The following is a 26,583-nucleotide window of genomic DNA, read 5'->3' on the forward strand; positions in this document are numbered from 1 at the left end:
AGATGAGCACCATTAATTACGACAACCGATATTTCAAATCCATCTCGAATTCGACCAACGGCGATGCGGGTGACGAGACGGTTTTTCACTACCGGCAGGAGGGCGACTTGGTCTGGGCTACCTACCGCGGCGGACAGGTTCGGTTCGGGACTCTTGTTGCAAAAATCGGTTGCGACGGAGCTCTCGACATGCGGTATCAGCACCTCAACGACCACGGCCAGCTCATGACCGGTGTCTGCCGTTCTGTGCCCGAGCTGTTGCCCGACGGCCACCTCCGCCTGCATGAGAAGTGGCGATGGACGTGCAGGGACGGCTCTGAGGGTGAATCTGTCATTGAGGAGTTGAAATAGTGGCAGTACAAGGCAGGTACTCGATCCTATGTCAGAGCGGCCCTTTACCGGCCTATGTGACGCTTCTATCCATATTCTTCGGAGCGCCGGTAGTCCTGCACGGATGCGCGGCCGAAACGCTCGGGGCAACGTGGAAGGCCCAGCTCGCGTTCATATGGCGCTCCATTAGCGCAAGGCAGGCTGAGGGAGAGAATGCCACGCGGAAGGGGAAAAGATAATGCCGCACAATGCCCGTATCCACAGGGAGACCTCCAGTCCCCCCGCCGATAAGCTGCCGACGTGGCTCTGGCTGTTGCTCGGCATCGCCACCGTTGCCCTTGCCGCCAACAGATGGGGGGTGGCGCTCCTCGGATGGATCGCGCCCGTGCCGTTTCTCGTAGTGGCACGCAGGATGGCGGGCTGGCGCCGCTGGCTCGTATTTTTCGGCGTGACATGCACCGCGGGCCTCCTTGCGACGGCCAAGATCATCACCGACCCGGTACACCCCGCCCTGTCGCTCCTCTTCGGCATTCCCGCCGGGATTTCGATCTGGCTCATGATCTATGCCACTGAAAAGATCCGCCGTGCAAAAGGCGAATTGACCGCCGTCTATGCATTCGCGGCTATCGTCACCGTAGTCGACTGGTTCGGGTACTCAGTGGCAAGGCAGGGGATATGGGGGACGATGCCGGCCTCCCAGCTGGACAACCTGCCCCTTCTCCAGCTCGTGTCGCTCGGCGGTCTCGGCCTCGTCAGCTTCATCATGGCCTGGTTTGCCGCGACCGTCGCGGTACTGATCGGCTCGGACCAGCGAAGGCGCATCCATCCCCATCTGTACGCGGCAGCGGCAATGATTACCGCTGCCCATGCCTGGGGGGCGTGGCGGCTCGACAGGCTCCCCCCGATGAAAACCGTCACCGTAGGGGGGGTCGTCACCGATCTCGGCCTGAGAGACGGCTTCCCGTCGCGTGAGGCATTGGCGCGAAACGTAGACGAGCTCTTCGCCCGTTCCGCAGTGGCTGCGTCACGGGGTGCCGCCCTCGTCGCCTGGAATGAAGTGGCGACCCTTCTGATGGAAAAGGGAGAGGAAGCTTCCCTGAAGGAGAGAGCCGCACGTTTCGCCCGGGAACACGGGGTCGATTTTGTCATGGCATACGGGGTCGTTCTTTCGCGTGCGCCACTCTCCTTCGACAACAAGTACGTCTGGTACGGCCCCGATGGCCGTGAGATCGAGACCTATCGCAAGCATCACCCCGTACCGGGTGAGCCTTCGCTGCGGGGGACCGATCCGATAAGGGTCAACGCGAGACCGTGGGGGCGCGCTGCCGGTGCTATCTGCTACGATTACGACAACCCCGGCATCGTCCGCGAACACTCCAGGGGCGGCGCAGATCTTGTGGTGCTGCCGTCGTCTGACTGGCGCGGGATCGACCCCCTTCATACGCTCATGACCCGCGTCAGCGCGATACAGGGCGGATTCTCTGTCGTCCGCCCCGTCCGCTGGGCAACATCCATGGCTTTCGATCAATACGGGAGAGTTCGGGCCAGCATGTCGGCGTGGGAGGATAACGACAGGATCATTATGGCCACGGTCCCCGTCGGGCAGGTTCCGACCCTCTACCGCCTGCTCGGGGAGTGGCCGCCGCTTCTGTGCGGCCTGTTCCTGCTATTGCTGTCGGCAGGGGCGGTGAGGTCGTTCGTGAGAGCCAAACAGGCAGGCAAGAAGACACGCCACGACAGAGTAAAGCAGCACTTCGACATTAAGAACAAGGGGGTCGAGATACTCTATTACAGATGAAAATGGAGGGGGAACGATGAGCGGAGATGTAATGCAGGAAGAGCGCAAGGCGGCGGTAAAAGAGACTTTCGACACGGTTGCTTCGGGGTACGACAACCGGTCGCTCCGGTTTTTTCAGGAGAGTGCGGTTGCCATGGCCGAATGTTTCAACGCGGAGGAGGCCATCCATATCCTCGATGTCGCCACGGGAACGGGGAACATGGCCCTGACCCTTGCCCGCCGCATGCCCCGCGCCCGGATTACGGGCGTAGATTTCTCTGCCGCTATGCTGGCCCAGGCCCGGGAGAAAGCGCAGACCTTGCAGAGCAACCGAGTGGAATTTCTGGAAATGGACATGCAGTCGCTGCAGGTTCCGGACAATAGCTTCGATGCTGCCGTCTGCGCTTTCGGAATCTTTTTCGTGGAAGATATGGAGCGGCAGTTGAGACATATTGCCGACAAGGTCAAGCCCGGCGGCAGGACGATCATTTCCTGTTTTTACGAGGGGACTTTTTCACCCTGTGTCGATCTCTTTCTGGACCGGATCGAACTGTTCGGCATCGAACGGCCTCCCTTGAGATGGAAGAGCATCGCCCGGGAAGAGGCTTGCGAAGCCCTGTTCCGGGCTGCCGGTTTCACCCATGTGAGGGTGGAGAGGAAGGACCTGGGCTACTACCTTGAGGATGCGAACGCATGGTGGGAGGTGATCCGAAACGGCGGATTCCGCGGCTTGATCGACCAGTTGCCCCAAGGGGAACTGGAACGGTTCAGGAGAGAGCACCTGGAGGAGATCGACCGGCTGCGAAGCGATTCAGGAATCCGGCTGAACGTGGAAGTCCTCTACACCATCGGTATCAAACCATGAAACTGTAGCTCCAAGGGACAGTACAACAACCGGGAGGAGAAGAAACCATATGCGAATCCTACTCAAATATGTGAAAAGGAGCCGCCGCAGATGATCATCGGACCCGCCACCGCGGCGGATGCAACGGAAATACTGGCCCTGCAGCGGCTGGCTTACAGGAGCGAGGCTGAACTGTACGACGACTTCAGCATTCCGCCCCTGACCCAGACCCTGGATGAGCTGATGGCCGAGTTCCCGGGGCGCACGGTCCTGAAGGCCGTGGACGGAGAAAAGATTGTCGGCTCGGTGCAGGGATTTCAGGTGGGGGATACCTGTTTCGTCGGCCGGCTGATGGTCCACCCGGATTGGCAAGGGAACGGCCTCGGCACGCAGCTCATGGCTGCCATCGAGAGCCGCTTTACTGCCGTCGATCGCTTTGAGCTCTATACGGGCCACAGGAGCAGCGCAAACATCCGCCTGTATGAGCGGCTCGGCTATGGGCAGTTCAGAACCGAAAAAGTGAATTCCCGGCTTTCCCTTGTTTTCATGGAGAAACACGCATTGCAAGGGGAAATCGCCGGTTGAAAAAATGCATCCTCACTCCCCCATCTGAGCTTTGGTGAAAATGATGATCATGAAGATAAGACGGATGATTGCTCTCACGTTCGCATCATTTCTTTTGATTATCACAATCGGCCGCTATCGTTTCAATGCAACAGGACTTCCTCTTTTTACAGAAGACTCCCTTATCAAAAGGATTGCGGTAACATTGAAAATCGGAAAGATGGGCCGTAGGGGATGATGAAGCGAAGACCCTTTGAATGGGAGGCATAATTGAACGAAGACCTGCGTGACGAACTTTGTCTGATGCAGCATGAAGACCAGAGAGTATTGCAGGAATTGATAGAAAATGGTGAGTTGGGCACGGTCGAATACCATCCTCGCATCAAGGAGATCCACGAGCGAAATAACGCGCGCATCAAACAAATTGTCGAACAATATGGATGGCCGGGACGCAGCCTGGTGGGCAAGGAAGGAGCCGACGCCGCCTGGCTGGTCGCCCAGCATGCGGTGCTTGATACAGCATTCATGGAGTCCTGTCTCGCCTTGCTCGGAGCGGCCGTTAGAAGCGGTGAGGCAGAAGGTTGGCACCTGGCCTACCTGCAGGACCGGGTGTTGACCATGTCCGGCAGACCGCAAATTTATGGTACCCAGCATCAGATTGATGAAAATGGAACTGCTTTTCCCCTACCGATAAAGAATCCGGAAGATGTCGACAACCTGCGGAGAGAAATGGGATTGGACACTCTCGCGGAGGCGACAAACAGGATACAAGAGAGGGAGAACGCGGTACGGCGTCATCGCGTGGCCGCTACCCCCGAAAATAGGCAGGAGGCTAAATGAAGAGCCGTAACGTCCGGAGGCCGTTTTGACGCCTCCATTCATATTGGGCTTGCCGAACGTTTGGATACTGTGTGTTCCGGTGGTTTTGGGGATGGCTGTCTGCGGCCTCAAAAAGGGAGTCGCAAAGCGTATGTCCGACATGACCGGCTACAATGCCCGGGAAAGATTCTACACCATCGGCGCATCGGTTGCCCCGTATCCCTTCATGGTTGTTGCCGTGTGGACACCGTTCACTTCCATCAAGCCTGCTCTTTACGGGGGAATGGCCCTTTATCTCATAGGTCTGGGTTTCTTTGTCGCCACACTGTATATACTTGCCGCAACGCCTTTGGATCAGCCGTTTTCTGCCGGGCCTTACAAAGTTTCAAGAAACCCGCTTTATGTGGCGGCGACGATATTATTTTTCAGTATCTGCGTTGTTTCACTCAATGTTATCCTCTTTGCCATTACGGTCATCCTCGTAGTTCTACAGCATTTAATGATTCTGGCAGAGGAGCGGGTCTGCAGGCTCAGATATGGCAGGACCTATGAGGAGTATATGAAAAAGGTGCCCCGCTATTTATTGGTGTAACTGAAGGTAGAAGGAGAGATTGTGATGGAACCGGTATTGGCGCTCATGGAAGTGCATGTGAAAGATAAGGAAAAATTTGCCGAGTATCTAAAGGGACATATGCCGACGATCGATCAATACGGCGGCAAGGTCACATTGAGAAGCGAGGGGATCGAAAGTATCGAGGGTGACTGGCTGCCGAAGCTGTTTGTGATGCAGGAATGGCCCAGCGTGGAGGCCTTCAGGAAGTGGTATGCATCCAAGGAATACCAACCATGGAAGGATCTCAGGAAAGAGGCGTGCGACCTGAAGCTTACCCTGGTAAGAAAACTTTAAAAATTGTAACGGAAATGCGGAGTCCTGTGCCCTCCCATCTGGATGACCACAATCTGCCGGTCAAGCTGTTTGCCGCCACCATAGTCATACTGATGGCGCTTGTTCCGGTTGTCCCGACCTCCGGCAAAATTGCAATCGAGGTTGCCATGGTGATCGTTTCTGCCTTGTCATGGCGAAAGCCCTCATTTCCCTTGGGGCTGTTCGGCACCATATTTGGCGGCGTTGTTTTTCTGCATATCCCATACTCCCAGCTCTCATTTGCCCTGGTGATCGTCCTGTATCTGCTTGTCATAGCCATGTTCCCACACCTGCGACGCGGCTCGGGCTGGTTTTGCCGGGGAGAGTTCGGGCGCACCGTGATTCTTTTGTGTTTCGGCACCGCTGCTGTCAGCGGGGTGGCGCTCATCGCCTGGTTCATGCTCACAAAACCGGGTATCGCGGATCTGATCCGGAGCTTCGTCCCTCAAGCATCTTTGCCCGTTCTTGTTGTCGGTGGCCTTATATTCGCCATGGTAAACGCTGCCGTGGAAGAGATGGTGTATCGCGGCGCTGTGGTCGGGGGCCTTGTGGAGTCAAAGGTGCCGACCTCTATCCTTTTGCCCCTCCAGGCCATCGCCTTCGGCACCATCCACATCGGCGGCTTCCCTCGGGGGTGGCTCGGGGTTGCACTTGCGACCGTCTACGGGTTCCTTCTGGGAGTTATCAGGCTTAGCTCCCGGGGGCTGCTTGCTCCGTGGGCCGGACATGTGCTGACAGACCTTGTGATAGTGGCGATTGTGTTTTCAGTTGCCGGTTTCTGAATCAAACCTGTGCTGCCCAGGTTCAGCATGATATGCCCCCTGTAACTTTAGCAAGATTGGAATAGCGCGGAGCCATGTGCCCGTGCTATTTCTCTTTGTGGAAGAGGGAAAGAATGAAGGAAACTACAGTCAACAATTACCAGGAGCGGGTGAATCGGGTCCTGGTCCATATCGATGCGAACCTCGACCAACCATTGTCCTTGACCATGTTGGCTGAAGTGGCCTCTTTTTCTCCCTTCCACTTTCATCGCATTTTTGCTGCACATATGGGGGAGACCCTCCATGGTCATGTTCGGAGGTTGCGGCTGGAAAGGGCCGCACAACGTCTTTTTCGCACCGACAGCGGGATCACGGAGATAGCGTTGGCCGCCGGTTTTGAGACACCTGCAGCTTTTACCAAGGCTTTCCGTGAGCATTTTGGGCAGACGCCATCAGCCTTCAGGGGAAATGGAGGGCCGTGGGAACCAGGGACGGACTTGGTGCATAGGGAGACGGCCGCAGTGCCGCAGCCGCAATTGACGAGTGTGAACGGCAGGGATGTCCTGTTCGTCCGGAAAACGGGCCCATATGAGGAAGCTGCAGCCGCGGCCTGGCAGGCGCTAATGGCCTTCGCTTACGCGCGGCGCCTGATGACCAGAGAAACGCAATTAATCGGCATATCCCACGACGATCCCAACATCACCCCAGAGAACCGCATCCGCTATGACGCTTGCATCACATTCCCAGGGAGTGTGAAACCTGAGAATGAAGTGGGGATTCAACGCATTGCAGGTGGACGATATGCTGTTTTTCTACATCGGGGAGCTTACGAACGGATGGGGGCGACGATAAATGCCATCTTTGCCGGATGGCTCCCTGGAACAGACCGACAGCTGCGAGAAGCCCCCTGCTTCGAGATGTACCTGAACCGGGACCCACGACGGACGAAGCCGGAGAATCTCCGGACAGAGGTCTGGGTTCCGGTTGAATAAACCCCATTCGGGAGGAGATGACTATGGAAAAGGTAGACTACAAAAAGCAGCTGAAACATCTGTACGCCCCTTCCGTCGGCAAGGTCGGCATTGTGGATGTACCCGAGATGAGTTTCCTCATGGTCGACGGGGAAGGGAATCCCAACACTGCAAAATCCTTCAGCGACGCCGTAGAAGCGCTGTTTTCGGTTGCCTACACGTTAAAATTCATGATCAGGAACAGGGGTGGGGGAATCGATTACGGGGTGATGCCGCTGGAAGCCCTCTGGTGGTCCGACGACATGAATGCCTTCGTCACCGGTAATAAGGATGCCTGGAAATGGACGGTAATGATCATGCAGCCCGAATTGATTACTGCTGCAATGGTTGCAGAGGCTCTGGAACAGGTGAAAAAAAAGAAGAATCCCGTTGCCCTGCCGTTGTGGAGATTCGAGAGTTTCCACGAGGGGAGAGCAGCTCAGACCATGCACATTGGGCCGTTCTCCGAGGAAGGACCGACCATCGAGAAGGTGCATGCATTCATAGAAGAGAATGGCAGCAGCAGGGTAGGTAAACACCACGAAATATATTTAAGCGACATTCGCCGGGCAGCACCGGAAAAGTGGAAGACTATCGTCAGGCAACCAATGTCATGATTATCAGGAATACTCAGCGAGGCATCCATCGGAGTGGAGACATTTCTTTCTCTTTTTGACGGCATAGCCGCCATCCCAAGGCCATGAATGAAACGTCCGTCACCCACCCCGAAATTCTTTGCGGTACCGTGTGGGTGAGATCTTCAAGATTTTATTGAAATGCAGACGCAGGGAAATTTCTGAGCCGAAACCGGCCTGCCGGGCGACCTGGTCTACCGGTTTGCCGGTTGTTTCCAGCAAGCGTTGGGCCAGTGCCAGTCGCTGATTGAGAAGCCATTTACCGACCGTGGTGCCGGTTGCCTGGCGGAAGCGCCTGGTAAAGGTGCGGCGGCTCATGAAGACGCGGGCGGCCAGGGTATCCAGGCTATGGGGGTGGTCCAGGTTCTGCTGTACCCATTCCAGTGCCTGGGCGAAGCGGTCGACGGTGGGCGTGCTCTGCAACGGCTGCTCGATGTATTGCGCCTGTCCCCCCTGGCGATGGGGCGGGACCACCAGGCGGCGCGCCACGCGGCTTGCCACTTCAGCGCCATGGATGTTGCGCAGGATATGCAGGCAACAGTCGATTCCGGCAGCCCCACCGGCAGAGGTAATTATCGTCCCTTCATCCACATAGAGGACATCCCGGTCTATTTCGATCAGCGGGTAACGGCTTGCCAGATCATCGGCCCAGGCCCAGTGGGTGGTAGCGCGGCAACCATCCAACAGCCCGGTTGCAGCCAGAACGTAACTGCCGAGGCATAGTCCCACCAAGATCGCACCACGTTCGGCGGCCTTGCGCAGTGCCCTCAAAAGGTGTTGCGGCGGCAGCTCATTGGGGTCATACCAGCTGGGAACGATGATGATCCCGGCCTTCTCCAGCTCGCCCAGGTCATTAAGCCCGGTCAGCGAGAATCCGGCGCTGGTGGCCAGCGTCCCCCTCTCCACACCACAGACTACCACCTTGAATTGCGGCACTCCGGCATCCCGTCGGTCTTCTCCGAATACGGCACAGGGAACCGAGAGGTGCAGCGGACTAATGCCGTTGAATGCTACCACTGCTATGTTGTCTTTTAACATCCCATTTCTCCGTAAAAATATTCGGTTCTTCAGACATTTTCGGGGAAGGCAGTCGTGGCGTCGGAAGTGAATGATCCAAATATGGCCCGATTGTAACAGATATTGTCAATCAGGCCACTGTTATTCTTGCGCCTTCCGATGGATAATGTTTTACAGCAACGATCGGAGAGGAGGAATCATCATGGCTGAACTAAGAGCGCTGGGAGAGAGTGATTTAACGCAGATCAAGAATTGGCCGCCCTATCCGGGGGACATGGCGCAGATGGACTATGCATTGCGGGAAGAGGGCTGGCTTGATGAATGTCTGACGAAGGGGGAAGCCTTCGCTTACGCTGTGGAAGAAGGGGATCAACTGATAGGATTTACCATCTTGCGCAAAACTGGTGCGGCAGAAGCTGAATTCCGCATCGCCCTGCGTGCCGACAAAACCGGACTGGGGTTTGGTGGTAACATTACCCTGCAGACGCTGCGAATCGGCTTTGAGAAGCATGGGTTTTCCCGAATCCACCTGATCGTCAGGAAGAATAATAGCCGGGGCATCAAGCTGTATCAACGGATCGGCTTTGTGGACCGCGGTGAATGCCGCCAGGAGATCCTGGGAAATCCGGTTGATTTCCGGCTGATGGATATTAGCAGCGAGGAAATTGCACAAATGGGTGTTGGAAATCCTGAACAACTTGATGAAAAGGAGAAACCTGTGGCAAAAGCGCCAGGACGTGCACTGATCGTTATCGATGTGCAAAACGATTATATGGGCGGTAAAGTGCCGATCGAATTTCCGCCGGTTGAGCAGTCTCTTGCCAATATCGGCAGGGCGATGGATGCGGCCAAGACTGCCGGTGTGCCGGTTGTGGTTGTGCAAAACGTGCTGCCGGAAGGCGCTCCTTTCCTTGCCAGGGGAACGGATGGCGCCGAACTCCACGCCACAGTCAGATCCCGTGGCTGGGACCACTATGTCTTGAAAGGTCTTCCCAGCGCCTTAGCCGGCACCGGTCTGGAAGAATGGCTCAGGGCGCACGGAATCGATACCATTACCATCGTTGGGTACATGACGCACAACTGTGATCTTTCGACAGTCGTGGAAGGAGTCCATGCCGGGTTTGCGATGGAAGTCCTGTCCGATGCCACCGGGGCTGTTCCATATGAAAATCGGGCCGGGGCAGCCGGTGCGGCGGAAATTCATCGTGTCATGATGGTGGTGATGCAAGCCCGCTTTGCCGCCGTCATGGGGACCGATGAATGGATTTCCATTCTTGCGACAGGTGCTGAGCCGGAAAGGGACACGATCTACAGTTCGAATCGGCGCGCACGCAGGCTCAGGGCTACCTGATCGCCTGCGCCGGCCAGTATTGAAAACAATCCTTGACAGCGCAGGACTATTAACGTATTTCTATACTTCGACAACTATCGAAGTGAAGGAATCAAATGGATACCCAAAAACTGGCCAAGATGCTCAAAGCACTATCCCACCCCAACCGGCTCGAATTATATCTGGAGATTGCCCGAAAACACGAGGCAAGTTTCAAAACAGGTTGCGACTGTTTCGTCAGTGACATCATCGGCTCCCTCAACATCGGCGCCCCGACCATTTCCCATCACCTGAAAGAACTGGCCAATGCCGGGCTGATCGTCACGGAACGGAAGGGGAAGTTCCTGGTGGCAAGGGTCAACGAGAAGGCCGTAGAAGAGGTGAGCAAGGTCCTGACGTTTCCCCATTCTACAGTATGAGCGGGCAGTCGCGACATCGTCCGTTCGCCTCTGTCGCCACAGCTGCGGACCTTGCGGTGCCGCACGAGTAATGGTGTACTATGCTTGAATTGGCTGGTTGCCTCTCCGTTCCACATGCGGCGGGTGTCCGCTCGCAGCTGTAGCTCGTCGCTCACTCCCGATGCCGCGACTGCCTCCTCCGGCAATGTCAGAGGAACCATTTTTTTGCTCGGTCATTTCGATGTTTGTTGAATTGTCAAAATATCAATAACAGAGGAGGAGTCTATGGGTGGAGAGGAGCAGTGGGATGACCGGGAGACGGTGCTGGTCACCGGCGCTACCAGCGGCATCGGATATGAGTTGTGTCGTCGATTTGCCGCCAATGGCCATAACCTGGTGGTCGTGGCGAGGGATGCCCGGCGGCTGGGGGAGATCGGTGCCGAGTTCGAGAAAAGCTTCGGCATAAGCAGCATGGGGATAACCGTGGATCTGGCAGTGCCGGGTGCTCCACAACAAATCTTCGACGACCTGCAGAGGCGGAACATCCCGGTGCATATTCTGGTCAACAACGCCGGTTTCAATGAATACGGCCCTTTTGCCGATACCAGTCTCCAGCGGGAACTGGAGATGATCCAGCTCCATATCGCTGCCATCACCTCCCTCACCAAGCTTTTCCTGCCGGCGATGCTGCAGCGCAGGCACGGCGGCATCCTCAACGTGGGTTCGACCGGCTCGTTTGCCCCGGTGCCGCTCAATGCCGTCTACTGCGCCACCAAGGCCTACATCCTCAGCTTTACCGAGGCTCTGGCCGGGGAACTGCAAGGTTCCGGCATCAAGGTAACGGCCTTATGTCCCGGTGCAACGGCAACGGAATTTGCCGCAAGGGCCAATATGGAGGAAACCCGCATCTTTAAAGGGCCGCTGATGGATGCCGCTGCGGTCGCCGCTGCAGGGTACGAGGCCCTGCAGGAGAACCGAGGAGTGGTTGTCCCGGGAATTATGAACCAGGCGACCATTGCATCCATACGATTTGCCCCCAGGCGGCTAGTGGCAAGGATCGGCAGGTGGATGCTGGAACAAAAGCCGGCCCATTGACCATTAACAGGTTGATGTTGTCGGACATCAGAAAAGGAGGAGACGATGAATCTTAAATTTTGCTGTAGCGGTTTTACCTGTTGCACCAGTGGGTCCCATCTCGCCAAAGAGGGACTGGATGCGCGCGTCCCCCAGGAGGAGATCGCCCCTTTATACGACCGGGTGTCCGGCATCTACGATATCTGGGGGAGATTGGCCGAGTCCCACGCCAGAAGGCGCGCAATCGACCTTGCGGCGATCAGGGACGGTGAAACAGTGCTGGAAGTGGCCGTCGGCACTGGTTTGGCCTTCCTGGAAATTGTGAAGAGAAATCCCCATGGGCGGAACATGGGGATCGATCTATCCCAGGGGATGCTCTCCAGAGCCCGGAAGCGGCTTGCGCAGGTACGAGGAGGCAATTACGAATTTTCCACAGGTAGCGCCTTCCATCTTCAGGCAGAAAATGACTCGGTCGATCTGTTGGTGAATAATTATATGTTCGACCTGATCCCCTATGAAGACATGGATAAGATCCTTGCTGAGTTCAGGAGGGTCCTGAAGAAAGAGGGGCGGCTGGTTCTGGTGAACATGACCCGGGGTGAACGATTCGGCAGTCGGCTGTACGAAACCCTGTATAGACTGTCACCTCGGGCAATGGGGGGCTGTCGTGGTGTGTGCCTTTCCGACAAATTGCGAGAGCATGGCTTTTTCGTAGTGGTAAGAGAGTATCATCAGCAGATGCTGTTTCCTTCCGAGGTGATACTGGCTCGTCCATAGTGGTACTTCCGCTGCATCAACTTTTTGTTGCAGCAACCAATAAATAAGGTTAAGGAGAAGATATGAAAATCGTTTGTCTTTTGGGAAGTCCCCGTTCGAATGGAAACAGTGCCGCAATAGCCCAGCGCTTTCTGGAAAAGGCCGGCAGCCTTGGTGCAGAAACCCGTATCTTCGAACTGAATCGTCTATCATACCGTGGCTGCCAGGCTTGCTATGCCTGTAAATCGACCGCTGACCACTGTGTCCTCGATGATGATCTTAGCCAGGTGCTGGAGGGGGTTAAGGATGCCGATGTGGTTGTCTATGCCTCGCCGGTCTATTACGGTGACATCACCGCCCAGCTCAAGGGATTCATGGACCGCACCTTCTCTTACCTGGTTCCGGACTATGAAACCAATCCGCAACCGACCCGGTTGCAGCCTGGGAAAAATCTTCTCTTTATCCTCACCCAGGGCGATCCGGATCCGGAGCATTTTGCCGACATCTTCCCCCGCTACGAATATTTCCTCAAGTGGGGGGGATTTGCCCAAATCCGTCTGATCCGTGCCTGCGGCTTGGGAGGGGAAGGAGCCGCAGATGTTTCCGAAAGTACCTTGCAGGAAGCGGCGGACGCGGCTGCCGCGATAATGGCATGATTAAAAGCGCTCCGGAGGAAATATGTGCGAGTTTTGCCTCAAGCATGGCGAGGGTGAGAAGTGGTACCTGCAGGCGAAGAATTATTCCGAGGACCTGTTGAGCGACCTGCGCCGGCGCAGGTTCATGGAACATTTCGCCGACCCGGAACAGTTCGGACCGCAGACCAACCGGAGCGTCCAAAGGTTGGAGCGTCTGCACAGGCTCCCTTGGTTCATCAGAAATGTGGTCGGCCGGCTGGTCACCCGCAGAATGAAAAAGCAGCATTTCGGGCAGGTAGTGCCCATCGAGGAGATCGAGCAGATCTTCCAGTTCACCAACTCGGTCGTTCGTGTGGCCTGCATTTGCCGACAAAACACCGTGGGGAAGGAGAAACGCTACTGCTACGGCATCAGCATGGGACCCGACGGGGGAAAGGCCCTGGAGATTTTCCAAGGGGTAGATGGAAGCTTTTACGGCGGCCCTGCCGACGATAAGCACGAAATCCTCACCAAGGAAGAGGCCCTTGCGGCCATGCGTGCCCATGAGCTGGAAGGTCTATGCCACACAGTGTGGACCTTCCAGACCCCATTCATCGGCGGTATCTGCAACTGCGACCGCACCGACTGCCTGGCCATGCGGGCCACGGTTACCCATGATGTCCCGGTGATGTTTCGCGCCGAGTATGTGGCGGAAATCGATCCCGAGTCGTGCAGCGGATGCCGCCAGTGCATGCGCCTTTGCCAGTTCGGTGCCCTCGGCTACAGCGCTTCCAATAAAAAGGCCGTCGTCGATCAGACCCACTGTTATGGTTGCGGGATCTGTCGTTCGGCATGCAAGACGAATGCAATCAGCCTTGACGACCGGGCGAAGTCGCCGGTGGCGGCACATCTGTGGTAGAAGCTGTCGGTTATGCTGTGGTGTCTGAACCCAACGTTGACTTTTGAATGTTGACCCGAGTGACATTCGTGTGCATAATTGTGACACAAAAACGGAGGTGCCAGGATGAAATTTGTCAGCGTGCGTGATCTGCGAGGTAAGTCTGCGGAAGTATGGAAAGAACTCCCTGGGGAGCGGGAGATGGTCATTACCAGCAACGGAAGGCCTATTGCCATTCTTGCGGCAATAAACGAATCCAATCTTGAAGAATCTCTCTCCGCATTTCGGCAGGCGCGGGCAGTCGAGGCAGTGGCAAGTATGCAACGCCATTCTGCAGACAAAGGAACGGACAAGATAACTATGGATGAGATCGACAAGGAAATCAGGGCCGTACGGAAGAAGCGTACCAAGCAATGAAAATTGTTCTCGATACCAATGTCTTGGTTGCCGGCCTCTTGTCACCCTTCGGCCCCTGCGGGGAAATCGTCCGCATGGTCTCGTCGGGTGAACTCATTCTTGCTCTCGATGCCCGTGTATTGGCTGAGTACCAAGAGGTTCTCAGCCGCCCGAAGTTTAAGTTCGAGAAGGACATGGTTGCGGCCCTACTTGATTACATCGAATACAAGGGGTCCACTGTAGCCGGTTCTCCGCTTCCCCAACCATTGCCTGATATGGACGATGAGCCATTCCTTGAGGTGGCGATAGCCGCACGTGCAGAATGTCTTGTCACAGGGAATCAGGTTCACTTTCCACTGCAACTTTGTCAGGGCGTGACGGTGCTTTCTCCCACACAGTTTCTGTCCTTTTACCGAGAACGACGCAATACCTCTCTCTGACAAGCCAGGCAAGGAGTTAAAGAGACCCTGGCCTAGAGGATACCAATGAATCCTGAATCACAACAAATTGAAGATTATCTCGTTTCAGACCAGATCGTAGATTGGGAGGCACCTGCGGTTCAGCAGAAGGCTGCGGATCTGACTCGATCGATTTCGGATGACGTGGAAAAAACCCGCTGCCTCTACGAGTGGGTCCGGGATACCATTCCCCACTCCAACGATGCGGGGATAGATCTGGTTACCTGCACCGCGAAAGAGGTGCTACAGCATCGTACGGGGATCTGCTTTGCCAAGAGTCATTTGCTGGCCGCCCTGCTCAGGGCTGTCAATATCCCGGCGGGGTTCTGCTACCAGGTTTTGCGCCTGGACCCGCCGGTCAATAACCAGCTGGTATTGCATGGCTTTAACGGGGTCTATCTGCGGAGCCTCGAAAGATGGCTCCGCATTGATCCCCGGGGCAACACCGGGGGGATCGATGCCCAGTTCAGCGTTGAGAAGGAGCAGTTGGCCTTTTCCATGGAACCGGCGGCCGGTGAATTTATCTATGACACTATTTTTGCCGCACCGGCAAGGACGGTAGTTAACCGGCTGCGGAAATACAACAGTAGAACCGAGCTGTGGCGGGATTTGCCGGGGCCGTTTTGAACATGCGGTACCAACGTCTTTTATTCCTACTCGCGGCTTCATTCATAAAATAGAGTTCCTTCCTGTTCTCCTTTTTTATCTTGCCTACAAAAAATCGGGAACCTTCCCCTTCCTGCCGCGTATAAACCAGTAAAACAAACCCGAAAGCAGAGCAAATGGAAGATATCCAGGTCATACAATGTATCCAGGCGGGTGATACCGAGGCTTTTGCCGTTCTGGTTTCCCGTTATCACCGCAACCTGCTGAATTTTATCTACAGGCTGGTGCGTGACGAGGCGCTTGTGGAGGACCTGGGGCAGGAGATATTTCTGGATGCCTTCAGAGGGCTGCGAGACTTCGACCCTCACCGGGGCGTTCCCTTTGCAGCGTGGCTGTTCATCCTGGCCCGCAACCGGTGCATTTCTGAAGTGAGGGCTCGAACCCTACGCAACTTTGTGGATATTGAGGGTATTCCCGAGCCGGCTGGCTCCATCCCTGATGCGGAGGAGCTCTTTCTAGCGGGGGAACGCCGGGAGGCACTGCGCAGGTCGCTGGAGCAGTTGCCGGAGCCTTTTCGTGAGACCATTCTGCAAAGCCTGGCGGGAAAGTCGCTGGAGGAGATTGCCGCCAAGGATGGGGTGTCACTGGGTACGGTGAAGTCGCGCCTGTTCCGGGCCAAGGAAGGGTTGAAAGCGCTTATGGGGCAGATATACAGGAGAGAGAACAATGGCAGAATTTGAACCGTCACCTCATTTTGTGCACCGCGTTATGGTTGCTGTTCGAGCCGAAGCTCGGCAGCCGATACCGGAGCGGTTGCCCGCACTGCTGCTGTCTGCGCCGCTGCGCTGGTCTCTGGCGGTTGGTGGATCTGTCCTGACACTGGTGAACCTGTTCCGGATGATCGGCTCCTTCTTCGCCCCTTCCTTTTGCGGCTAGCTTGTGTCTATACGGAAAGTCCGGATGAGACACTACCGGTTTCCAGCAGAGAAACGAGGAATTTTTTGTTCTGGCAAGGAAATCAAGGGATTGCGCGGAGGCGTACATGTGTACGCCGCACAAGCAAGACCGAAGATTGACACCGCCAGGGCGAAAAAGGACCGTTTCCGGATGGAAACTAGCTTGATTTCGCGCCACGGCAATGTCTAAAAACTCTCAGGGAGGTAACTCATGTCACGAACAACATCATCGAAAGGCGTGAACTGGCCGGCTCTTCTTCTAGGAATGACCATGCCCGGTCTGGGGCAGATGGTGAACGGCAAACTGGTCAAAGGGATCTCATTTTTCGCCATCTACGAGATGATCGCCCTTATCGGGCTTCGCTGGGCGGTGCGCCTTCCGGACCGGCTGCTCATGGTGGGTACCGGCGTAACGCTGCTGTCAGTCATCATCTTTTATCTCTGGGCAATGCGGGATGCGGCGGTGACGCGCAGGGAAGGGGAGCCGAGGCCATACAACCGCTGGTACTTCTACCTGGCTACCTGGCTGGTGGGGATGGTGGCGGTGAACGGTGCGGTGATCGCCCATATAAAATCCTCCACCATCGAGGCGTTCCGAATCGTTGCCGAAAGCATGTCGCCGACGGTTCTGCGGGGGGACTTCGTGCTGACGGATAAGACCGCCTACCGGCGGGCAGCGCCCCAGGTGGGGGACGTGGTGATGTTCGTCAATCCCGACGACCGGAGCAAGATCTTCATCCGCAAGATTGCGGCGCTCCCTGGGCAGAAGTCCCCGGACGGGGAAACGGTGCCCCACGGCATGGTCTATGTCCTCGGCGAAAAGCCTACGGCGCCAGGCAGCGCTACCACCGGTTATATTCCGCTGCGGGACCTGGCGGGGAAGGCGCGGCAGATCTACTGGTCTAAAGGTGATGCCGGAGTTAGACTGGAACGGATCGGCATGGTCGTGACGTCGGGCAGGTAGATAAAAAAATGCCTCCAGCGCACTTGCAGGCTGGAGGCATTTTTGTCTTTTGTGCCGGTGGCTATTCCGCCTTCTCGAAGTTCCCCTTCTCCTGGCACTGGGGACATTTCTGGGGCTTGCACCGTCCTTCCTTGGTGTAGTCGCAACTACTGCATTTCCATACTGCCATGTGTTTCTCCTTATGTGTTAATCCCCCTATTCCATAGGGGGGAAGCGAACGTACGTGAGCAGGGGGGTTATTTCCCGTTCTCCAATTTCAGCTCCCTCACCTGCCCAAAGGCAGAAAGTGGCCCATCCAGTTTCTTCTCATCCCCGACAACCACCAGCACCATGCGCTCCGGGTGCAGATACTTTTTAGCCACGCGTAGCACATCCTCTTTCGTCACCTTGGCCAGGTTATCCCGGTAGTTTTCCAGGTAACCTGCCGGGTAGTCGAAATATTCGAGCCGAACCCGCTGATTGACGATGGTATCCGGTCTGGTGAAGCCGAAGATGAAGGAGTTGATCATGAAATCCTTGGCCAGCTTCAGTTCTTCGTCGGTAACCGGTGCCTTAGTCATGCCGGCGATTATGTCACGCATCAGGTTGGTCGCCTTGATGGTGGACTGGCTTTTTGTTTCGGTTTCTGCCACAAAGGTGCCGATAAACTGACGGCCGATATCGAAGTGGCTGTCCACGTTATAGGCGAGTCCTTGATTGGAGCGGATTTCCTGGGTGAGGCGCGAGGTGAAACCGCCGCCAAGTATGTAGTCCATGATCCTTACCGCGTAAAGGTCCGGGTTGTTCTTATCGATGCCCAGATCTCCCATGCGGATCACCGACTGGCCAATATCCTTCCTTGCCAGCAACACCTCGGGCTTTATCTCCTTTTGCACCGGGGGGACGGGAGGGTATTCGACCGCCAACTTTTCCCAGCCGGCAAAGGTCTTTTCCAGCTTTTCGATCAGCTCCTTCTTGTCGAAATCGCCGGCTACGGCGAGCATCATGGTATTGGGGTGGTAATATCGCTGATGGAATTTGATCAGGTCATCCCTGCTGATGCTCTTCACCGTTTCGATGGTGGGTATTCTCCCCAAGGGGTGATTGGGATAGATGGCCTTTTGCAGTTCCCGGTCCGCCACTTCCTTGGGGTTGTCATTCTGGCGGCGCAGCCCTTCGATGGTGCGATTTTTTGCCAGAGCCACCCGGTCCTCGCGAAAAGCCGGATTCATGGCCAGATCGGCGAAGAGGAAAAGGGTCGTATCCAGATTCTTTTTCAGGCAGCTGAGGGAAATATTGCCCACGTCGGCGCCGATGCTTGATTCAATGGATGAAGCCATGAATTCAAGTTCCGCATCCAGCTTCTCCGGTGTTCTGGACCTGGTTCCGCCACTGCGCATTACCGCCCCGGTAAGCCCGGCCAGCCCGGCTTTGTCCGCCGGCTCATAAATGCTGCCGGTCCTTATGTAGGCGGTGATGCTGACGATGGGGAGTTCGTGATCTTCCAGCATATGAACGATCATGCCGTTTTTAAGCTGTACCCGCTCAGTTTTGGGAATCTCGAACTTAAGTGGCGAAAAGGCCATGGTTCGCGGGTTTGCCACCTGTGCGCCGGTGGTGCATCCTGAGATGACCAGCACCAGGCTGAGAAAAAAACCGCATCCAGTTAAAGCTCTTTTTATGTTTTTCATGGCTAACCTCGGAATGGTCTAGTTTTTTCAGAAGATGGGCTACTTGCCTGCCTGGCGCTTGGCGATGACTCCTACGATCCGGTTCGTCTTCACCAGGTATTTCTGCGCCACGCGTATGACGTCGTCGGGTGTCACCCTGGCGACATGCTGCCGGTGCTCGATCAGATAACGCCAGCTGCCGGTGGTCGCCTCGTATTCGGTGAGGTTTCTCGCCAGGCCACCGTTGGAAATCATCTGTCGTGATTCTTCGTATTCCAGCTTGTTGAGTATCTGCTGCAGCTCGGGAGGGGTAACCGGTTCCTTTTTCAGCCGTTCCAGCTCCTCATAAACAGCCTCTTCCACCTCTTTTGCCGTATGTGGGTCCCGCGGGGTTGCAGCCAGGACATACAGATTCGGGTAGCGGGTTCCCGGCGCTGGAAATGAGGAAATATCGGTGGCCAGCTGTTTTTCCACCACCAGCTTCTTGTGCAGTCTGGATGTGCGGCCATCGGCCAGCAGCATATCTATGACATCGAAGACGTAGTCATCGGGAGAGGGAAAGGTGGGCTTGTGAAAGGCTATGATCAGCTGCGACTCGGCGTCGGCCTCTACTTCGATCCGCTTTTCACCAAGCTGCTGTGGCTCTTCCACTGCAACCGGCTGCACCGGTGTTCCCGGCGCTATGTCACCAAAAAATTTTTCCACCAGGGCTATGGTCTCGGCAATTTTTATGTCGCCGACGATGGCTATAATGGCGTTGTTGGGGGCGTAATATTTATGGAGGAAGGCCTCCGCCTTGGTCCGCGACAGGTTTTGCAGGTCGGACATCCAGCCGATGATCGGCTGACCGTAAGGATGGGCAACGAAGGCGGTGGCAACGAAATTCTCCCACAGTTGACCTTCCGGTTCCGTCTCATAGGAGCGGCGACGTTCTTCCATGACCACATCACGCTCCGTGTAAAACTCCCGCAGCACGGCGTTCTTCATCCGGTCCGATTCAATGGCCGCCCATAGCTCCATCTTGTTGGCCGGCATGTTGATGAGGTAGGTGGTGCCGTCCTTGCTGGTGAAGGCGTTGTAGCCGGAGCCCCCATTCCTGGCATAGATCTGGGAGAATTCTTCCTTGACCACATACTTCTCCGCCGCTCTTTCCAGGGCGTAGAGCTCTTTTTTCAATTTGTCGATGGTTTCCTGATTGGCATTTTCCCGTCTGGATTTTTCAAGCATCAGGGCCTGGGCAGTCTGCTCGATCTTGTCCAGGAGAGGCTTTTCTTCGGCATAATTGGTGGTGCCCAGGGTCTTGGTGCCCTTGAAGAGCATGTGCTCCAGAAGGTGGGCCAGCCCTCGCTCGTCGCTGCGCTCGTCGACGCTGCCGACCCGGTACCTGATCCAGGCGGCGACGGTGGGGGAGGTATGGCGCTCGACCAAGAGGAGCTTCATGCCATTTTTCATGGTATATTCCTTCACCTTGTCCTCAAGACCCTGGCAAAAGGCAAATGGGGTGGTAAAGACGACGCACAGAACGGTAAATAGGACGATTCGCTGCAAGGCATTCATGATGGTAGGACCTTTCGCTGTGATGGATTTTTTGCAGAGAGCCGTATAAATACCATTAAGAAGATGGTAAGGCAATGGCTAAAAATACATTGTTTGATGTGATGCGGCTATAGGATGGGGTTTCGTCTTTAAAATTTCTAATTTTACTGCTGAACTCATTCTTGGGGGTAGATGCTGGAGATGTGCCGTATGATGTCCAGGGAATCAAAAAATGCCTCGACCACTTCCGGATCGAACTGCCGTCCCGATTCGCTGCGCAGCTTCTCCAGAACCTCTGCTTCGCTCCACGCCTCCTTGTAGCATCTCTGGGAGCAGAGGGCGTCATAGACATCGGCTATGGCCACTATCCTGCCGAAAAGGGGTATCTCCTCCCCCTTCTTGCCGAGCGGAGCCCCATCTGAATTCAGCTGCCCCGGCAGAGGTTCCCCGCTCCGGCGGTTCACATGGCCCGGATAACCTTGCCCATCCCAACGCTCGTGATGGTTCAGTGCCACCACGTAAGCAGCCTCGTCAACATCGGAGTAGAGCTCGGCGAAGAGGCGGGCACCAAGCACCGTGTGCTGCTTCATAATATCGAATTCTTCCGGGGTAAAGCGGCCCGGTTTCTTCATGATGACATCGGAAATGGCCACCTTGCCCACATCATGGAGCATGGCCGCCATGGTCAGGATATCCTTGTTCCGCTCAATTTCAGCAGGGGGGATGTTTTTTTTCATGGCCCATGTCTCATAGATGGCCGAAGAATACGCGCCGACCCTTTTTACGTGAGGGCCGGTCTCCTTGGGGTCCCGCAGTTCCGCCATCATGTTCATGCGCATGATGATCCCCCTGGTCAGTTTGGCCCGCTCCACTGCATTTGCTGCATTATTGGCAAAGTGCACAAGGAGGGGTTCATCTTCAGCAGCAAATGGGGCCGGTGCACCGCCTCCATCCTTGGCATTTATCAGCTGCAGTACTCCGGTAATTTCGCCGCGGGCCGTCTTGAGCGGGAAGGTAAGCATGGATCGGGTCCGGTAGCCGGCGATGTCGTCATAACTTTTGTCAAAAGAAAAAGGATCATTATCTGTGAGCTGATATACATCGGCGATGTTTACCGCTTCCCCTGAGGCCGCAACGTGCCCGGCAATGGAGTGGTGGTCGATGGGGATGGAAAATGTGGAATAGATGAGTTTTTTACCCGGAGGCAGTTTTTTCTGCAGGGTATCATTCTGGGTGTAGCTGAAGAGCAGCTTCTCCTCTTCCCTGATGTAGATGGACCCGGCGTCTGCCCTGGTAAAATTTCTGGCCTCCAGGAGGATCTTTTCCAGCAACAGATCGATGTCGTTGATGCGGGAAATCACCAGCCCAAGATCGATGATCCTTTGCAGTTTGCCGCTCATTTTCGTCATGGATTCACCATCCGCCGGTCAATTTCATTAAGGAGTGGAGTGTCTTCATTATAGAAAGTTTTGCGTATCTTGCCATACATTTATTTCAGGTAACGATGGAAGCTACTTCGAAACTCCTTTTGTTTGGCGACAGGTTGTTGTGGTAGAGTTAAACCACATGCCAATTGAACCTGCGGGGGTAACATGAGTCTGTTTCTGTTGTCGTTCTTTCTTATCTACGGTAGCCTGCACGCATATGTCTTTTTCAAGGCTAAAGAGGCTATGGCATTCGGTAATGCCATGGCTGCCATGATGGTTGTTTTTTTTGTCATCATGGTCATATCCCCGGTGCTGGTGCGGGTAACCGAATTGCACGGCATGCATCCCACAGCCAGCGTCATTGCCCATATCAGCTATACATGGATGGGTTTTCTCTTTCTTTTTTTTTCCGCTTCAATTGCCGTCAAACTATACAATTTGCTGCTGATCGTTGCAGGAAAGCTGTTCGACCGGGGATTCTCAGATTTTGCTTTGCAAGCAGTCCCTGGTTTTTATCTCCCTCTGCTCATTGCTGCCGTTATTTCCATGTATGGATTTTTTGAAGCCCGCCACATAAAAGCAGAGCGGATCACCATTACTTCGCCCAAAATGCCCGTAGCGGTGAAAAAACTGGTGGTGGTGCAGATCTCCGACCTGCATCTGGGAGTTATGGTCGGGAAGGATCGTCTGACAAAGGTTCTTGAGCTGGTAAAGGCGGAGGATCCTGACATGGTGGTCTCCACAGGGGACCTGCTCGACAGTCAGCTGGACGGACTGGGAGTGATGGTGCCGCTCCTGCAGGAGCTGAAGCCCCCTCTGGGCAAATTTGCCGTCACCGGCAATCATGAGGTCTACGCCGGCTTGCAACAGGCCCTTTCCTTTATGGAAAAGGCGGATTTCAAAATACTTCGCCACGAGACTGCTGCCGTTGCCGGTCTGCTTGATCTAGTCGGAGTAGATGATCCGGCTTCCCTGCGGGACTCCAGGAAAAAGGCGCCGGCAGAAACCGATCTGCTTGCCGGACTTTCAAGAAATCGTTTCACCCTGCTCCTCAAGCATCGTCCGGTAATCGAACCTGCATCCCTCGGGCTGTTCGACCTGCAGCTGTCGGGTCACGTTCACAAGGGACAGATATTTCCATTCAACCTGCTGACCCACCTTTTTTACCCGGTGAAGATGGGCCTCTCCCGCCATCCAAACAATTCCTCCCTCTATGTAAGCCGCGGTACCGGCACCTGGGGGCCGCCGATCCGCTTTCTTGCCCCGCCCGAGATTACCGTCATCACCATCATCCCTGCTCGTTAACCATGTAAGCCTGGTTGGTTGACGACGGCGTCGCTCTATGCTAAAACATCCGGGCGTATTTAACCCAAAAGAGGGAGTGCTTTGTGCAGACCTTTGGCGAAGAGCTTGAATCATTGCGTGCAGCCGGGCTTTTCCGTTCCATGCGCCTGGTGGAGGGGGAACAGTCGAGCCGGATCATTCTTGATGGGCGGGAGGTCTTGCTTCTTTGTTCCAACAACTACCTGGGGCTGGCGGATCATCCCCTGCTCAAGGAAGCTGCCATCAGAGCCGTCGAACGCTTTGGCGTGGGGAGCGGCGCAGCACGGCTCGTTTCCGGCAATATGGAGCTGCATTTCCGCCTGGAAGAGCGGATTGCCGCCTTCAAGGGGACCGAAGCGGCCCTGGTCTTCAATTCCGGCTATGCTGCCAATACCGGTATCATCTCCGCCATCGCCGGACGTGGAGACCTTATTTTTTCCGACCGGCTGAACCACGCCAGCATTGTCGACGGTGCTCTCCTTTCCCGGGCCAAGGTTATCCGCTATTCCCACAACGACATGGTGGCATTGCGCCGCCTGCTGGAGGAGAACCGCTCCACATCCGGCCGCCGGATCATTGTCACCGATGGCGTTTTCAGCATGGACGGCGACCTGGCCGAGCTGGCCGAGCTGGCGGCCCTGAAGGAGGAGTTCGGCGCGCTGCTGATGGTGGACGATGCCCATGGCACCGGCGTCCTGGGGGAGCATGGGCGGGGGAGCGCCGAACTGTGCGGGGTCATGGACAGGGTTGACATACACATGGGGACCCTGGGCAAGGCCCTGGGGAGTTTTGGCGCCTATGCCGCTGCATCTAAGGAAATCATCGATTACCTGGTAAACAGGGCCCGCAGCTTCATCTTTTCCACCTCCCTGCCACCGGCGGTGCTGGCTGCCTCCATTGCCGCTTTCGACCTGGTTGATTCTCAGGCAGGAGCCGATCTGCGAAAAGGATTGGCGGCGAACAGCACCCGGTTCAAGGATGGGCTGGAAAATGCCGGCTTCAATACCATGGGGAGCGAAACGCAGATTGTCCCGGCCTTTGTCGGCGGTGCGGCAGAGACCATGAAGTTTTCCAGAAAACTGCTGGATCAGGGCATTTTTGTCCAGGGGATCAGGCCGCCGACCGTGCCGGTTGGCAGCTGCCGCCTGCGCTGCACGCTTATGGCTACCCATTCTCAGGCCGATGTGGACCGGGCAGTGTCGGCCATTGCCCATGTGGGCAGAAAGCTTGGCGTAACAGGCTGTTGAAAAACTATTGCGGTTCCGATCTGCTGTGTTACCGCTCACTCAAAACCTCAACGTACAGAGGGTACGCCTCGGTTTTTCGTTCGCTAAGCCTTGCATCTCGGCATCCTCTTAACGTTTTTCAAAAGCCTGTGCAATCACTGAGGTATGGGGAAGATGGCTTTTTTCGAAACCAGCGATGGCGTGACAATTCACTATGGGGATCTTGGCCAGGGAGGACCGCTGGTTTTCGTCCACGGCTGGGCCATGTCCAGTGTGGTCTGGAGTTTTCAGCGGGAGCTGGCCGACCGCCGTCGGCTGATCGCCATGGACCTGCGCGGTCACGGCCAGTCTGCGCCCTCGGAAAACGTCACCCTCGAAGCGTTTGCCAACGACCTGATCGAGCTTTTCACCCGGCTGGACCTGCACGATGCCGTCCTTGTCGGCTGGTCCATGGGGGTGCAGGTGGTATTGCAGGCTTTCAACAGTCTGCGACCGCGCCTTGCCGGTCTGGTACTGGCGGGTGGAACACCCCGTTTCAGCGCTGCTGCCGATTATCCCCACGGTTTACCGCCGGTGGAGGTGAAGGGGATGGGTGTTCGCCTGAAACGGGACTACCAGAAAACCATGGGCGATTTTTTTCGGGGCATGTTTGCCGAAGGGGAGCCGGACCGGGAGCAGTATCAGCGCATCGTCCACGAGATTGTCCTGAAAGGGCGATCCCCGGAGCCAGTGGTGGCGCGAAAGGCACTGCAGGTGCTGGCAGATGCAGACCTGCGCCCCCTTCTTTCCAGGATTGACCGGCCGGTACTGCTCATTCACGGCCGGAACGATACCATTTGCAGGCCGGAAGCTTCCAGTTACATGGCTGAAATGCTTCCCATGGCGCGTCTGCAGATGGTTGATGGCGGCCATGCGCCATTCATGGCCCGTTCGGCAGAATTTAACGGCCTGATCAGGGCCTTTATGGAGGAAATCATTGGGCGGCATTGATCGAGAGAAGGTAAAAGGCTCTTTCCATCGCCAGGCGGCAACCTACGACCAGCATGCCAGGGTGCAGAAGCAGGTGGTGGCAAATCTCCTGGACGAGGTGCGGAAAGAGGCTGGCAATCCCGGCAAGATCCTGGATGTCGGGTCCGGCACCGGCAGGCTCTTGGCCGAGCTGCATCGTCTCCATCCGGAGGCCCAACTCTTCGGCGTAGACCTGGCACTGGGCATGTGCATCACTGCCAGCGCCCATCTTGCAGCAGGAACCTTTGTCACCGCCGATGCGGAGTCGCTCCCGTTCATGGACGGCGCCTTCAACCTGGTCACTTCCACCTCCACCTATCAATGGCTTCCAAACCTCGGTCATGCCTTTGCCGAGGTGCGTCGGGTCCTGGCTCCGGGGGGTACCTTTCTCTTTGCCCTTTTCGGTGAACGAACTCTTTTCGAGCTGAAGGATGCCCATTTTCTGGCGCTGAAGCGGGAAGGGGAGGTGGAGGATATCACCCACCGCTTTTTTCCCAAAGCAAGGGTTGAGGAGGCATTGGCTGGTGCCGGATTTAGTCTGTGCCGGGTGGAGTCGACGCTGGAGGTGGAACTTCATGCCGACGTCACGGCTCTGCTTAAATCATTGAAAAAAATCGGTGCCGGCAATGCTTCTCCCAGGGCCTCTGCCGGCCTTTACGGTCGCCAACGCATGCTGGCGATGATGGATATTTATCGGGAGAAATATGGAACTGCCGACGGCATTCCTGCCACCTATGAGGTCATTTATGGTGCAGGACGGTGCCCATGAGCTGCTTAATTGGTTGACACGGGGCGTGCCGCCGGTGTATTAGAGAGTACTTTTTCAAGTAAGACCAAGGAAGGATGTATTGTCATGATCAAGATCGATTTCGATAAGATGGGGGGGCTGATTCCGGCGGTGATCCAGGATTACCAGTCGGGCGAGGTGTTGATGGTGGCCTTCATGGATCAGAAAACCCTGGATTTGACCCTGAAGGACGGCAAGACCTGGTTTTTCAGCCGCACCCGCAACAAGTACTGGATGAAGGGCGAGGAGTCGGGCAACACCCAGGAGGTTATGGAGGTCCTTACTGACTGCGACGCAGACACTGTCGTCATCAAGGTGAAGCAGAACGGACCCGCTGCCTGCCACACCGGCAACAGGAGCTGCTTTTACGTGAAGTGGGAGGATGGACAGTGGGTGGAGCATTCCAATCCCTTATTCGATCCTAACGAAGTTTATAAGAAGGGATGAATCCGCTTTTTACGCCATATCTGCGTTGGTCTTCGGCGCTCTTTCGTGC

General features: G+C 55.8%; 34 protein-coding genes and 1 pseudogene. 28 read left to right on the forward strand and 7 right to left on the reverse strand.

Annotated elements, in window-relative coordinates:
- The first annotated feature begins 2 nt into the window (after positions 1-2).
- The gene (locus GEOB_RS10220) at positions 3-350 is read left to right on the forward strand and encodes a hypothetical protein (RefSeq protein WP_012647139.1); all 348 of its coding nucleotides are present in this window, start codon (positions 3-5) and stop codon (positions 348-350) included.
- Between the two features lie 165 nt (positions 351-515).
- Here GEOB_RS10220 and GEOB_RS20305 read toward each other — a convergent pair whose 3' ends face one another.
- Complete coding sequence (locus GEOB_RS20305; RefSeq protein ID WP_195892545.1) at positions 516-788, reverse strand: hypothetical protein; 273 nt, start codon at positions 786-788, stop codon at positions 516-518.
- Between GEOB_RS20305 and GEOB_RS20675 the strand changes: the two are divergent.
- A pseudogene (locus tag GEOB_RS20675) lies at positions 715-1,050 on the forward strand (hypothetical protein); the annotation flags it as partial. The gene GEOB_RS20305 and the pseudogene GEOB_RS20675 sit on opposite strands and share 74 nt — an antisense overlap.
- Here the strand turns inward: GEOB_RS20675 and GEOB_RS20310 are convergent.
- Positions 939-1,265 carry a hypothetical protein gene (locus GEOB_RS20310; RefSeq protein ID WP_195892546.1) on the reverse strand — a complete coding sequence of 109 codons (327 nt, stop codon included), beginning with the start codon at positions 1,263-1,265 and terminating at the stop codon, positions 939-941. The pseudogene GEOB_RS20675 and the gene GEOB_RS20310 sit on opposite strands and share 112 nt — an antisense overlap.
- A gap of 40 nt (positions 1,266-1,305) precedes the next feature.
- Between GEOB_RS20310 and GEOB_RS20315 the strand changes: the two genes are divergently transcribed.
- The 9 genes from GEOB_RS20315 (at position 1,306) to GEOB_RS10270 (ending at position 7,646) form a co-directional block, all read left to right on the forward strand.
- A complete protein-coding gene (locus tag GEOB_RS20315) occupies positions 1,306-2,127 on the forward strand; it encodes a nitrilase-related carbon-nitrogen hydrolase (protein ID WP_195892547.1) in 822 nt (273 codons plus the stop codon).
- A 16-nt stretch (positions 2,128-2,143) separates the two neighbouring features.
- Positions 2,144-2,971, forward strand: coding sequence for a methyltransferase domain-containing protein (locus GEOB_RS10235; protein ID WP_012647142.1), 828 nt, complete (start codon positions 2,144-2,146; stop codon positions 2,969-2,971).
- 90 nt (positions 2,972-3,061) lie between these two features.
- Positions 3,062-3,535, forward strand: a complete 474-nt coding sequence (locus tag GEOB_RS10240) for a GNAT family N-acetyltransferase (protein ID WP_012647143.1) — start codon at positions 3,062-3,064, stop codon at positions 3,533-3,535.
- A 249-nt stretch (positions 3,536-3,784) separates the two neighbouring features.
- Positions 3,785-4,354 carry a DUF6624 domain-containing protein gene (locus GEOB_RS10245; protein ID WP_012647144.1) on the forward strand — a complete coding sequence of 190 codons (570 nt, stop codon included), beginning with the start codon at positions 3,785-3,787 and terminating at the stop codon, positions 4,352-4,354.
- 91 nt (positions 4,355-4,445) lie between these two features.
- Complete coding sequence (locus GEOB_RS10250; protein ID WP_041267124.1) at positions 4,446-4,925, forward strand: methyltransferase family protein; 480 nt, start codon at positions 4,446-4,448, stop codon at positions 4,923-4,925.
- 24 nt (positions 4,926-4,949) lie between these two features.
- A complete protein-coding gene (locus GEOB_RS10255) occupies positions 4,950-5,240 on the forward strand; it encodes a DUF1330 domain-containing protein (protein ID WP_012647146.1) in 291 nt (96 codons plus the stop codon).
- 26 nt (positions 5,241-5,266) lie between these two features.
- Positions 5,267-6,040 carry a CPBP family intramembrane glutamic endopeptidase gene (locus GEOB_RS19345; RefSeq protein ID WP_012647147.1) on the forward strand — a complete coding sequence of 258 codons (774 nt, stop codon included), beginning with the start codon at positions 5,267-5,269 and terminating at the stop codon, positions 6,038-6,040.
- A gap of 113 nt (positions 6,041-6,153) precedes the next feature.
- On the forward strand, positions 6,154-7,011 hold the full coding sequence (locus tag GEOB_RS10265; RefSeq protein ID WP_012647148.1) for an AraC family transcriptional regulator: 858 nt from the start codon (positions 6,154-6,156) through the stop codon (positions 7,009-7,011).
- Between the two features lie 23 nt (positions 7,012-7,034).
- Entirely contained in the window at positions 7,035-7,646 is a 612-nt protein-coding gene (locus tag GEOB_RS10270; RefSeq protein WP_012647149.1) for a GyrI-like domain-containing protein, read from the forward strand.
- A gap of 99 nt (positions 7,647-7,745) precedes the next feature.
- Here GEOB_RS10270 and GEOB_RS10275 read toward each other — a convergent pair whose 3' ends face one another.
- On the reverse strand, positions 7,746-8,702 hold the full coding sequence (locus GEOB_RS10275; RefSeq protein WP_012647150.1) for a GlxA family transcriptional regulator: 957 nt from the start codon (positions 8,700-8,702) through the stop codon (positions 7,746-7,748).
- A 181-nt stretch (positions 8,703-8,883) separates the two neighbouring features.
- Between GEOB_RS10275 and GEOB_RS20760 the strand changes: the two genes are divergently transcribed.
- From GEOB_RS20760 to lepB, 12 genes are all read left to right on the forward strand, one after another.
- Complete coding sequence (locus GEOB_RS20760) at positions 8,884-10,032, forward strand: isochorismatase family protein (RefSeq protein ID WP_012647151.1); 1,149 nt, start codon at positions 8,884-8,886, stop codon at positions 10,030-10,032.
- Positions 10,033-10,127: 95 nt separating this feature from the next.
- On the forward strand, positions 10,128-10,430 hold the full coding sequence (locus tag GEOB_RS10285; RefSeq protein ID WP_012647152.1) for an ArsR/SmtB family transcription factor: 303 nt from the start codon (positions 10,128-10,130) through the stop codon (positions 10,428-10,430).
- Positions 10,431-10,694: 264 nt separating this feature from the next.
- Entirely contained in the window at positions 10,695-11,504 is an 810-nt protein-coding gene (locus GEOB_RS10290; RefSeq protein ID WP_012647153.1) for an SDR family NAD(P)-dependent oxidoreductase, read from the forward strand.
- Between the two features lie 45 nt (positions 11,505-11,549).
- Complete coding sequence (locus tag GEOB_RS10295) at positions 11,550-12,260, forward strand: class I SAM-dependent methyltransferase (protein ID WP_012647154.1); 711 nt, start codon at positions 11,550-11,552, stop codon at positions 12,258-12,260.
- Positions 12,261-12,322: 62 nt separating this feature from the next.
- A complete protein-coding gene (locus GEOB_RS10300; protein ID WP_012647155.1) occupies positions 12,323-12,895 on the forward strand; it encodes a flavodoxin family protein in 573 nt (190 codons plus the stop codon).
- A 22-nt stretch (positions 12,896-12,917) separates the two neighbouring features.
- Positions 12,918-13,772: a 4Fe-4S binding protein gene (locus GEOB_RS10305; protein ID WP_012647156.1), complete on the forward strand. Its 855-nt coding sequence runs from the start codon at positions 12,918-12,920 to the stop codon at positions 13,770-13,772.
- 105 nt (positions 13,773-13,877) lie between these two features.
- On the forward strand, positions 13,878-14,168 hold the full coding sequence (locus GEOB_RS10310) for a type II toxin-antitoxin system Phd/YefM family antitoxin (RefSeq protein WP_012647157.1): 291 nt from the start codon (positions 13,878-13,880) through the stop codon (positions 14,166-14,168).
- On the forward strand, positions 14,165-14,587 hold the full coding sequence (locus GEOB_RS10315) for a putative toxin-antitoxin system toxin component, PIN family (RefSeq protein ID WP_012647158.1): 423 nt from the start codon (positions 14,165-14,167) through the stop codon (positions 14,585-14,587). Before GEOB_RS10310 ends, GEOB_RS10315 begins: the two co-directional genes overlap by 4 nt.
- A gap of 45 nt (positions 14,588-14,632) precedes the next feature.
- Entirely contained in the window at positions 14,633-15,232 is a 600-nt protein-coding gene (locus GEOB_RS10320; protein ID WP_012647159.1) for a transglutaminase-like domain-containing protein, read from the forward strand.
- A gap of 155 nt (positions 15,233-15,387) precedes the next feature.
- Positions 15,388-15,951 carry an RNA polymerase sigma factor gene (locus GEOB_RS10325; RefSeq protein WP_012647160.1) on the forward strand — a complete coding sequence of 188 codons (564 nt, stop codon included), beginning with the start codon at positions 15,388-15,390 and terminating at the stop codon, positions 15,949-15,951.
- Positions 15,938-16,147, forward strand: coding sequence for a hypothetical protein (locus GEOB_RS10330; protein ID WP_012647161.1), 210 nt, complete (start codon positions 15,938-15,940; stop codon positions 16,145-16,147). The genes GEOB_RS10325 and GEOB_RS10330 overlap by 14 nt, the downstream gene beginning before the upstream one ends.
- A gap of 231 nt (positions 16,148-16,378) precedes the next feature.
- Positions 16,379-17,131 carry a signal peptidase I gene (gene lepB / locus GEOB_RS10340; RefSeq protein ID WP_012647162.1) on the forward strand — a complete coding sequence of 251 codons (753 nt, stop codon included), beginning with the start codon at positions 16,379-16,381 and terminating at the stop codon, positions 17,129-17,131.
- A gap of 61 nt (positions 17,132-17,192) precedes the next feature.
- Here lepB and GEOB_RS10345 read toward each other — a convergent pair whose 3' ends face one another.
- The 4 genes from GEOB_RS10345 to GEOB_RS10360 all read right to left on the reverse strand — a co-directional run bounded on the left by GEOB_RS10345 (position 17,193) and on the right by GEOB_RS10360 (position 21,725).
- A complete protein-coding gene (locus GEOB_RS10345; RefSeq protein WP_012647163.1) occupies positions 17,193-17,300 on the reverse strand; it encodes an RCKP-type rubredoxin-like domain-containing protein in 108 nt (35 codons plus the stop codon).
- A gap of 67 nt (positions 17,301-17,367) precedes the next feature.
- Entirely contained in the window at positions 17,368-18,801 is a 1,434-nt protein-coding gene (locus tag GEOB_RS10350) for a M16 family metallopeptidase (protein WP_012647164.1), read from the reverse strand.
- Between the two features lie 39 nt (positions 18,802-18,840).
- Positions 18,841-20,337 carry a M16 family metallopeptidase gene (locus GEOB_RS10355; RefSeq protein ID WP_012647165.1) on the reverse strand — a complete coding sequence of 499 codons (1,497 nt, stop codon included), beginning with the start codon at positions 20,335-20,337 and terminating at the stop codon, positions 18,841-18,843.
- Positions 20,338-20,492: 155 nt separating this feature from the next.
- Positions 20,493-21,725: a GAF and HD-GYP domain-containing protein gene (locus GEOB_RS10360; RefSeq protein ID WP_012647166.1), complete on the reverse strand. Its 1,233-nt coding sequence runs from the start codon at positions 21,723-21,725 to the stop codon at positions 20,493-20,495.
- Between the two features lie 183 nt (positions 21,726-21,908).
- Here GEOB_RS10360 and GEOB_RS10365 point away from each other — a divergent pair, with 183 nt between their 5' ends.
- From GEOB_RS10365 to hisI, 5 genes are all read left to right on the forward strand, one after another.
- Complete coding sequence (locus tag GEOB_RS10365; protein ID WP_012647167.1) at positions 21,909-23,048, forward strand: metallophosphoesterase; 1,140 nt, start codon at positions 21,909-21,911, stop codon at positions 23,046-23,048.
- A gap of 83 nt (positions 23,049-23,131) precedes the next feature.
- Positions 23,132-24,313 (forward strand): 8-amino-7-oxononanoate synthase, encoded by a 1,182-nt coding sequence (gene bioF / locus GEOB_RS10370; RefSeq protein ID WP_012647168.1) that lies wholly within the window; start codon positions 23,132-23,134, stop codon positions 24,311-24,313.
- Positions 24,314-24,466: 153 nt separating this feature from the next.
- Positions 24,467-25,282, forward strand: a complete 816-nt coding sequence (locus GEOB_RS10375) for an alpha/beta fold hydrolase (protein WP_012647169.1) — start codon at positions 24,467-24,469, stop codon at positions 25,280-25,282.
- A complete protein-coding gene (locus tag GEOB_RS10380) occupies positions 25,269-26,069 on the forward strand; it encodes a methyltransferase domain-containing protein (protein ID WP_012647170.1) in 801 nt (266 codons plus the stop codon). Before GEOB_RS10375 ends, GEOB_RS10380 begins: the two co-directional genes overlap by 14 nt.
- Positions 26,070-26,153: 84 nt before the next feature.
- A complete protein-coding gene (gene hisI / locus GEOB_RS10385; protein WP_012647171.1) occupies positions 26,154-26,534 on the forward strand; it encodes a phosphoribosyl-AMP cyclohydrolase in 381 nt (126 codons plus the stop codon).
- Positions 26,535-26,583 lie beyond the last annotated feature (49 nt).

The organism is Geotalea daltonii FRC-32 (genome assembly GCF_000022265.1).
Taxonomy (GTDB): Bacteria; Desulfobacterota; Desulfuromonadia; order Geobacterales; family Geobacteraceae; genus Geotalea; species Geotalea daltonii.

Coding starts and splice junctions, on each gene's coding strand:
- GEOB_RS10220 (WP_012647139.1), top strand. CDS start 3: ATGAGCACCATTAATTACGACAACCGATATTTCAAATCCATCTCGAAT.
- GEOB_RS10235 (WP_012647142.1), top strand. CDS start 2,144: ATGAGCGGAGATGTAATGCAGGAAGAGCGCAAGGCGGCGGTAAAAGAG.
- GEOB_RS10240 (WP_012647143.1), top strand. CDS start 3,062: ATGATCATCGGACCCGCCACCGCGGCGGATGCAACGGAAATACTGGCC.
- GEOB_RS10250 (WP_041267124.1), top strand. CDS start 4,446: ATGGCTGTCTGCGGCCTCAAAAAGGGAGTCGCAAAGCGTATGTCCGAC.
- GEOB_RS10255 (WP_012647146.1), top strand. CDS start 4,950: ATGGAACCGGTATTGGCGCTCATGGAAGTGCATGTGAAAGATAAGGAA.
- GEOB_RS10265 (WP_012647148.1), top strand. CDS start 6,154: ATGAAGGAAACTACAGTCAACAATTACCAGGAGCGGGTGAATCGGGTC.
- GEOB_RS10270 (WP_012647149.1), top strand. CDS start 7,035: ATGGAAAAGGTAGACTACAAAAAGCAGCTGAAACATCTGTACGCCCCT.
- GEOB_RS10275 (WP_012647150.1), bottom strand. CDS start 8,702: ATGTTAAAAGACAACATAGCAGTGGTAGCATTCAACGGCATTAGTCCG.
- GEOB_RS20760 (WP_012647151.1), top strand. CDS start 8,884: ATGGCTGAACTAAGAGCGCTGGGAGAGAGTGATTTAACGCAGATCAAG.
- GEOB_RS10285 (WP_012647152.1), top strand. CDS start 10,128: ATGGATACCCAAAAACTGGCCAAGATGCTCAAAGCACTATCCCACCCC.
- GEOB_RS10290 (WP_012647153.1), top strand. CDS start 10,695: ATGGGTGGAGAGGAGCAGTGGGATGACCGGGAGACGGTGCTGGTCACC.
- GEOB_RS10295 (WP_012647154.1), top strand. CDS start 11,550: ATGAATCTTAAATTTTGCTGTAGCGGTTTTACCTGTTGCACCAGTGGG.
- GEOB_RS10300 (WP_012647155.1), top strand. CDS start 12,323: ATGAAAATCGTTTGTCTTTTGGGAAGTCCCCGTTCGAATGGAAACAGT.
- GEOB_RS10305 (WP_012647156.1), top strand. CDS start 12,918: ATGTGCGAGTTTTGCCTCAAGCATGGCGAGGGTGAGAAGTGGTACCTG.
- GEOB_RS10310 (WP_012647157.1), top strand. CDS start 13,878: ATGAAATTTGTCAGCGTGCGTGATCTGCGAGGTAAGTCTGCGGAAGTA.
- GEOB_RS10315 (WP_012647158.1), top strand. CDS start 14,165: ATGAAAATTGTTCTCGATACCAATGTCTTGGTTGCCGGCCTCTTGTCA.
- GEOB_RS10320 (WP_012647159.1), top strand. CDS start 14,633: ATGAATCCTGAATCACAACAAATTGAAGATTATCTCGTTTCAGACCAG.
- GEOB_RS10325 (WP_012647160.1), top strand. CDS start 15,388: ATGGAAGATATCCAGGTCATACAATGTATCCAGGCGGGTGATACCGAG.
- GEOB_RS10330 (WP_012647161.1), top strand. CDS start 15,938: ATGGCAGAATTTGAACCGTCACCTCATTTTGTGCACCGCGTTATGGTT.
- lepB (WP_012647162.1), top strand. CDS start 16,379: ATGTCACGAACAACATCATCGAAAGGCGTGAACTGGCCGGCTCTTCTT.
- GEOB_RS10345 (WP_012647163.1), bottom strand. CDS start 17,300: ATGGCAGTATGGAAATGCAGTAGTTGCGACTACACCAAGGAAGGACGG.
- GEOB_RS10350 (WP_012647164.1), bottom strand. CDS start 18,801: ATGAAAAACATAAAAAGAGCTTTAACTGGATGCGGTTTTTTTCTCAGC.
- GEOB_RS10355 (WP_012647165.1), bottom strand. CDS start 20,337: ATGAATGCCTTGCAGCGAATCGTCCTATTTACCGTTCTGTGCGTCGTC.
- GEOB_RS10360 (WP_012647166.1), bottom strand. CDS start 21,725: ATGACGAAAATGAGCGGCAAACTGCAAAGGATCATCGATCTTGGGCTG.
- GEOB_RS10365 (WP_012647167.1), top strand. CDS start 21,909: ATGAGTCTGTTTCTGTTGTCGTTCTTTCTTATCTACGGTAGCCTGCAC.
- GEOB_RS10375 (WP_012647169.1), top strand. CDS start 24,467: ATGGCTTTTTTCGAAACCAGCGATGGCGTGACAATTCACTATGGGGAT.
- hisI (WP_012647171.1), top strand. CDS start 26,154: ATGATCAAGATCGATTTCGATAAGATGGGGGGGCTGATTCCGGCGGTG.